The 6,000-nt window shown below is 40.2% G+C and carries 8 protein-coding genes and 1 tRNA gene; 5 read left to right on the top strand and 4 right to left on the bottom strand.

What is annotated here, in order from left to right:
* On the top strand, positions 1 to 891 hold an 891-nt coding region (locus tag ACSQ6I_RS21600; protein ID WP_438892323.1), incomplete at its 5' end, for an extracellular solute-binding protein.
* A gap of 16 nt (positions 892 to 907) precedes the next feature.
* On the opposite strand, the gene ACSQ6I_RS21595 is transcribed toward ACSQ6I_RS21600, so the two are convergent.
* The gene (locus tag ACSQ6I_RS21595) at positions 908 to 1,453 is read right to left on the bottom strand and encodes a hypothetical protein (RefSeq protein WP_438892322.1); all 546 of its coding nucleotides are present in this window, start codon (positions 1,451 to 1,453) and stop codon (positions 908 to 910) included.
* Positions 1,454 to 1,559: 106 nt separating this feature from the next.
* Between ACSQ6I_RS21595 and ACSQ6I_RS21590 the strand changes: the two genes are divergently transcribed.
* The 4 genes from ACSQ6I_RS21590 to ACSQ6I_RS21575 all read left to right on the top strand — a co-directional run bounded on the left by ACSQ6I_RS21590 (position 1,560) and on the right by ACSQ6I_RS21575 (position 3,055).
* Positions 1,560 to 1,796 carry a DNA-directed RNA polymerase subunit omega gene (locus ACSQ6I_RS21590; RefSeq protein ID WP_015213752.1) on the top strand — a complete coding sequence of 79 codons (237 nt, stop codon included), beginning with the start codon at positions 1,560 to 1,562 and terminating at the stop codon, positions 1,794 to 1,796.
* Between the two features lie 147 nt (positions 1,797 to 1,943).
* Positions 1,944 to 2,435 (top strand): hypothetical protein, encoded by a 492-nt coding sequence (locus tag ACSQ6I_RS21585; protein ID WP_438892321.1) that lies wholly within the window; start codon positions 1,944 to 1,946, stop codon positions 2,433 to 2,435.
* Positions 2,436 to 2,495: 60 nt separating this feature from the next.
* The gene (locus ACSQ6I_RS21580; RefSeq protein WP_438892320.1) at positions 2,496 to 2,861 is read left to right on the top strand and encodes a DUF1818 family protein; all 366 of its coding nucleotides are present in this window, start codon (positions 2,496 to 2,498) and stop codon (positions 2,859 to 2,861) included.
* 120 nt (positions 2,862 to 2,981) lie between these two features.
* Positions 2,982 to 3,055 (top strand) — tRNA-Pro (locus ACSQ6I_RS21575).
* A 3-nt stretch (positions 3,056 to 3,058) separates the two neighbouring features.
* On the opposite strand, the gene ACSQ6I_RS21570 is transcribed toward ACSQ6I_RS21575, so the two are convergent.
* From ACSQ6I_RS21570 to gmd, 3 genes are read right to left on the bottom strand one after another with little or no spacing between them, the layout of a single operon-like run.
* Positions 3,059 to 3,631 carry a 5-formyltetrahydrofolate cyclo-ligase gene (locus tag ACSQ6I_RS21570; protein WP_438892319.1) on the bottom strand — a complete coding sequence of 191 codons (573 nt, stop codon included), beginning with the start codon at positions 3,629 to 3,631 and terminating at the stop codon, positions 3,059 to 3,061.
* A gap of 59 nt (positions 3,632 to 3,690) precedes the next feature.
* On the bottom strand, positions 3,691 to 4,635 hold the full coding sequence (locus ACSQ6I_RS21565; protein ID WP_438892318.1) for a GDP-L-fucose synthase family protein: 945 nt from the start codon (positions 4,633 to 4,635) through the stop codon (positions 3,691 to 3,693).
* A gap of 23 nt (positions 4,636 to 4,658) precedes the next feature.
* Positions 4,659 to 5,738, bottom strand: a complete 1,080-nt coding sequence (gmd, locus tag ACSQ6I_RS21560) for a GDP-mannose 4,6-dehydratase (protein ID WP_438892317.1) — start codon at positions 5,736 to 5,738, stop codon at positions 4,659 to 4,661.
* Positions 5,739 to 6,000 lie beyond the last annotated feature (262 nt).

Raw genomic sequence — 6,000 nt, 5'->3', positions numbered from 1 at the left:
CGTTATATCCCGTTCAACCAAAGTCAAACAACATCGAAATCAGACTTGGTGACATTAGGAGACTATTGGCTAAAAACGGCAATTGAACAGAAACTAATTCAACCATTAGAAACAGAACAAATTAAACAATGGCCTGTTTTAGAGCAAAAGTGGCAGCAACTAGTAACGCGAGACGAACAAGGTAATATTAACCCTCAAGGACAGGTTTGGGGTGCGCCTTATCGCTGGGGTAATACAGTAATTATTTATAATCGGGAAAAGTTCCAAAAATTAGATTGGCAACCAAAAGATTGGAGTGATTTATGGCGTAGTGAATTGCGATCGCACATTTCGCTCCTCAATCACCCCAGGGAAGTAATTGGTCTGGTTTTAAAGAAACTGGGAAAATCATATAATACAGAAAATCTTGACCAAATTCCCTCTTTAGAGGCAGAATTACAGGCATTAAATCAACAAGTAAAATTCTATGACTCCACTACCTATCTAGAACCGCTCATCACCGGAGATACCTGGTTAGCAGTAGGTTGGTCAAATGATGTTATGCCTTTGCTAAGTCGTTATCCAAAACTAACCGCAGTAATTCCCCAATCAGGAACTGCAATTTGGGCAGACTTATGGGTAAGTCCCGCAGGGGTTGACAAAAGAGCTTTAGCATCCCAATGGATTGATTTTTGTTGGCAACCAAATATAGCTAAAAAAATTGCCATCCTGACTAAAACTAATTCACCAATGGCGAAAAATATTGTTGCTACTGATATCCAGAAACAATTAGAAAACCTGTTATTAACAAACCAGGAAGTTTTTGACAAAAGCGAATTTTTACTACCCTTGTCACCAGCAGCAACAAAGCAATATGAGTCTTTATTTATCAAAATGAAAAATTCAGGCTAATTTTCAATACTGAATTTTATTCTTCAGTTAACTGGAGATTTTGACGTAACCCTAATTTACTCTGAATACTCATTTTGATATTACATAAAGCTGGGCTTTTACTCAAATTACAAGTATAAGTTGCTAACATTTCTTGTTGATAATTAAAAACTCGGATGTTATAACCAAAATTTCTAGCCATGCTACCCAATCCGTTAACGAATTTGTAGCGCTCTAAATAGTCTAGTAAGCTCCAAACTTGCTGATTCACAATCAAGTCTACACGGGCTGTTTCTTGTTCAGAAGCTGGGTATGCTATCCAGTTATCTAAAAGTTTATTTTCGGAATTTTCCTTTGCCCACCATAAACTAGGAATGGTTAAGTTTTTAGGGTTGATAGTGTTAGCTGTAATCACAGAAGCTGTAGGCTTGGTGAGTACATTCAGTTCCAGTGGTGCATCAGAAGGCTGGGGTATACTTTCAGCCCGTGAGGGAAGGGGGGGTAAAATAGAAAAGGTGCTGAGACTTAAGCTGAGTATGAGCGAAAGAGATTTCTGTCCAGTAACTACATTGCATTTAGACATAAGTGCTTCTGAAAAAAATCCTGTATCCTTCTAATATATGTGATTCAAATCTCTCAGCTTCCATAAGTACTGCTAAACTGAGGAAGAATCCCAACAAACACTAACTATGCTGAAGCGTTCCAAGTTCGAGACAACCCAGTCTCAGATTATGCACCGTGCTGAGGATCTCATTAGCGCCGCCTCAAATCGCTATCGGATTACAGTTCAAGTGGCAAATCGTGCCAAGCGTCGGCGTTATGAAGACTTTGAAAATAACGAAGATGTGATGATGAAACCCGTACTCAGAGCAATTATTGAGATGTCTGATGAAATGACTCAACCAGAGATTATCGGCGAATTATAATTTGCACGTTATTGGGGATTGGATATTGGGAAAAATTTTTTCCTGGTTTCTGCTCCCCGATTCCCTTTTTGTTTAACTACTCATAGGTTTTCTGTGGGACGCAATACAATCTAGGGCGGGGAAACCATGCCCTTAAAGGTTTGGAGAATGAATAAGAAAAAATTTTTATTTTTGCAGTTCAACTCAGGACTGATAATTATCTTGATTACAGTGAGTGTAATTACCTTGGGTTTAGGAAGCTCAAATTTTCCTAGCATCTCTCCTGCTGTAGCTCAGAGAATCAGTCCTAGCGATGTTTGGCAGGTTGTGTACCAGCAATTACCCGACCTGCCAAAAGAAAACCAATATATAAGCAAAGACACTGGCAAGGTTGCCGAAAAAAACACCTTAGCTAGTCGGATGATTCGTTACCACATTTATGTGAAAGGACGATCGCCCATATATCGCTTAGATTGGAAATTAACTTTGGCAGATTACTTAAATGCAAACGAAACTATTTATGAAGCATCCTATCCAGGTAATGATTCCTTAAAGCAAAATCCACTAGAGAGCGATCGCACCGCCATAACCAAACTTACCCGCAACCAACGCAATCACCTAGTCCAAGTCCTAGTCAATATCTTTAATCCTCAATCTTAATATCTCTCAGCGCCCCTGAAGCGTTTTACTTTGCGTTCCTCTGCGTTTAAAAAATTAACCATGCACAAAGTCCTAAAAAGTGGCAACGGTTGGCGTATAGGCTGGAATCCCGACGCAGCAGAATTTAAAGGCTTAGTTGGTACAGATGACTGGGCGATAGAATTAACCGAAATTGAATTAAATGATTTTTGTCGGCTCTTAAACCAGCTTGGGGACACAATGAAGCATTTAGCCGCAGAATTAATGGATGAAGAAAAAATTGCCTGTGAAGCTGAAAGCAATTTATTGTGGATGGAGGTAGAAGGCTATCCCAACTCCTATAATTTACGCTTTATTCTCAATACAGGCAGGGGTGTAGAAGGTAAATGGGAAGCTGAGGCTGTACCAGGTTTATTGCAAGCTACGGTAATGCTAAAAATTTTTTGAAAGGGGCTTGCCATTTTCCTTAAACTCATGTTACTCTCGTAAGAGTGACTTAATTAATTTTAGATGCACAAGTTTGGAATAATCCCTAATCCAAAAATCTAAAGTTTCAAGTTAAGTAAACGGGGCGTAGCGCAGCTTGGTAGCGCGCCACTTTGGGGTAGTGGAGGTCGTGGGTTCGAATCCCGCCGCTCCGATTTTTAAATGTGATGTAGTTTTACTTCAGTTACCACAGATTGTAACGGTTTATCCCAAGTTGCAACAGGTAGTTGAGATAAATAGGCAAAATCAAAAACCACGCCCAAGGTAGGTGTTTTAGCCCAAGCTGGAGAACTCAACAAACGGTCATAATAACCACCACCATAACCTAAACGGTATTTTTGTTGATCGCAAGCTACGCTAGGAACGAGGATTAAATCTACTTCATCAGGATTGATGATAGGTGCTTCTCGATGGGGTTCATTAATGCCATAATTGCCAATTTGAAGTGGATCATCAGGTTCCCATAAGTGCCAAGATAGGGACTGACCCACACAGCGAGGAAATCCCCAACGACGTTGAGAGTCTGTAAAAAGTGGACTGAGGTCAGGTTCTTGACGAAAGCTGAAATAGGCCAGGATAGTGGTTGCTTGGGTAAACAGAATCGAGGTTTGGATTTGTGAACAAATGCGATCGCTCTTTTCTCTCCACTCACCAACAGTCAGAGATTGACGTGTTTTTAGCAGATTACGCCGGAGTTTTGTCTTATTTACCTGTAAATCAATTTTTTGCAATGTTCAATTTTGAATTTTTGGAATTCAGGGTTTAGCATTGCTAAACCCCTACATTTTAACTATGCAGCGTGTTGACGATACCAGTAAATGGTATTCTTTAGCCCTTGTTGGAAGCTAACTTGAGCAGTAAATCCAAAGGCTTGTTTTGCTTTTTCGGTATCTAAACAGCGCCGTGGTTGACCATTGGGTTGGTCAGTTTCCCAGATAATTTCCCCTTCATATTCCATTAATTCACAAATCAGATTAATTAAATCTTTGATAGAGATTTCATAACCTGTTCCTAAATTAATTGGGTCAGAATCATTGTATAATTGAGTACCCATGATTATCCCCCGTGCAGCATCTTCTGAATACAAAAACTCACGGGTAGGAGAACCATCACCCCAAACAGGAAGTTGCTTTTCTCCCTTAACTTGGGCTTCGTGAACTTTACGAATTAACGCTGGAATAACGTGGGAACTTCTAGGGTCAAAATTATCTTCAGGCCCATATAAGTTCACTGGTAGCAAGTAAATACCATTAAAGCCGTACTGCTGACGGTAAGATTGTAGTTGAACTAAAAGGGCTTTTTTTGCAACTCCATAGGGAGCGTTAGTTTCTTCTGGATAGCCATTCCAGAGGTCTTCTTCTTTAAATGGGACTGGTGTGAATTTGGGATAAGCGCAGATAGTACCAACGCAGACAAATTTTTCTAAACCTACTTGATAGGCAGCATGAATTAGCTGGGTTCCCATCATCAAGTTATCGTAAAATAACTCTGCGGGTTTTTCGCGGTTGAGACCAATACCACCAACATGAGCAGCTAGGTGAATGACAATATCTTGTTGGTCAACTGCACGCTGGCAATTTTCCCAGACCCGCAAATCACAATCATGCGATCGCGTTACTGTAATTTTCTCACGATCAGCCCCAGCTTTGCAAAGCTGATCTATCACTTGACGACCTAGAAAACCAGCCCCACCCGTCACAAGAATCCGTTTATTTTTTAGTTCTAAGGCAGTCATATTTTTATCCTTAGGGGTATAAATCAAAAGTGGAGAGCGCCTAGTTCCTGACGAGTAGTAGCAATATCTTTGGGTTGTTGTGAACCATTTCCATTAGGAGAAGTGTAACCCAAAGCTTGCAAGTCAGCTTCCATCATCAAGGATACAAGTTCTGGGAAAGTTACAGAAGGTTTCCAACCTAACTTTTGTTGTGCCTTGGTAGGATCACCAATTAACAAATCTACTTCAGCTGGGCGCAGATAACGATCATCAAACTCCACATAATCTTCCCAATTGAGATTCACATAGCCAAAAGCCAAATCGAGAAATTCGCGCACCGAGTGAGTTTCACCCGTAGCAATCACGTAATCATCTGGCTCGTCTTTTTGCAACATCAACCACATAGCTTTTACGTAATCTTTGGCATAGCCCCAATCTCGCTTGGCATCCAAATTGCCCATGTATATATTCTTTTGTTTTCCAGCAAAAATACGGGCAACGGCTCTAGTGATTTTACGGGTGACAAAGGTTTCACCTCGACGAGGAGATTCGTGGTTAAACAGAATGCCATTACAAGCAAACAAGTTGTAAGATTCACGATAATTCACTGTTTGCCAGTGGGCGTAAACTTTAGCACAAGCATACGGACTCCGGGGATAAAAGGGTGTGGTCTCACTTTGAGGTACTGCTTGTACTAAGCCATACATTTCCGAGGAACCGGCTTGGTAGAACCTGACTTGAATCCCTGTGCGTTGTTGGTAATCACGGATAGCTTCTAATAAACGAAGGGTTCCCATGCCCACCGCATCTACTGTATATTCTGGTGAATCAAAGCTGACTCTGACATGAGATTGAGCGCCCAGATTATAAATTTCTGTAGGCTTGACTTCTTCTAAGATCCGGCGCAATGTAGTACCGTCTGTCAAGTCGCCATAGTGAAGTAATAATTTGACCCCTTCTTTATGAGGATCTTCGTAGATGTGATCGATCCGGTCTGTGTTAAAGGTAGAAGTCCGACGAATAATACCGTGAACTTCATAACCTTTTTCTAGCAAAAACTCACTCAGATATGAACCATCTTGACCAGTGATACCAGTAATCAAAGCTCGTTTTTGTTGTGTCATGCCCAATTATTCCCTGTTATTGATGTTGTAAAAGTTACCGACTATAACAAATACGTTAGCAAATCATTGCTAAAACTGTCTGATTATAAACCTACAAGTCTTAGTTGCTATCAAAACTTAAATGTAGACCAATATACTTAATAAAAAGTACTTTAACAACTGATTCTCTCATGATCTGGGGTTAAGTTCTGAGTATAATTTGGTAATTTTTCATATCTTTGCCAAAATTTCATTGATTATTGATTTTTATAAAGACTGAATA

The organism is Anabaena sp. WFMT, from assembly GCF_051781005.1.
GTDB lineage: Bacteria > Cyanobacteriota > Cyanobacteriia > Cyanobacteriales > Nostocaceae > Anabaena.
The sequence above is the reverse complement of the archived record's forward strand: the minus strand, read 5'-3'. Positions and strand labels throughout refer to the sequence as shown.

Bases quoted from the DNA above. Each gene is read 5' to 3' on its own strand.
- ACSQ6I_RS21580 (WP_438892320.1), top strand. From the start codon at position 2,496: ATGCACAAAGTCCTAAAAAGTGGCAACGGTTGGCGTATAGGCTGGAAT.
- ACSQ6I_RS21585 (WP_438892321.1), top strand. From the start codon at position 1,944: ATGAATAAGAAAAAATTTTTATTTTTGCAGTTCAACTCAGGACTGATA.
- ACSQ6I_RS21595 (WP_438892322.1), bottom strand. From the start codon at position 1,453: ATGTCTAAATGCAATGTAGTTACTGGACAGAAATCTCTTTCGCTCATA.
- gmd (WP_438892317.1), bottom strand. From the start codon at position 5,738: ATGACACAACAAAAACGAGCTTTGATTACTGGTATCACTGGTCAAGAT.
- ACSQ6I_RS21590 (WP_015213752.1), top strand. From the start codon at position 1,560: ATGCTGAAGCGTTCCAAGTTCGAGACAACCCAGTCTCAGATTATGCAC.
- ACSQ6I_RS21565 (WP_438892318.1), bottom strand. From the start codon at position 4,635: ATGACTGCCTTAGAACTAAAAAATAAACGGATTCTTGTGACGGGTGGG.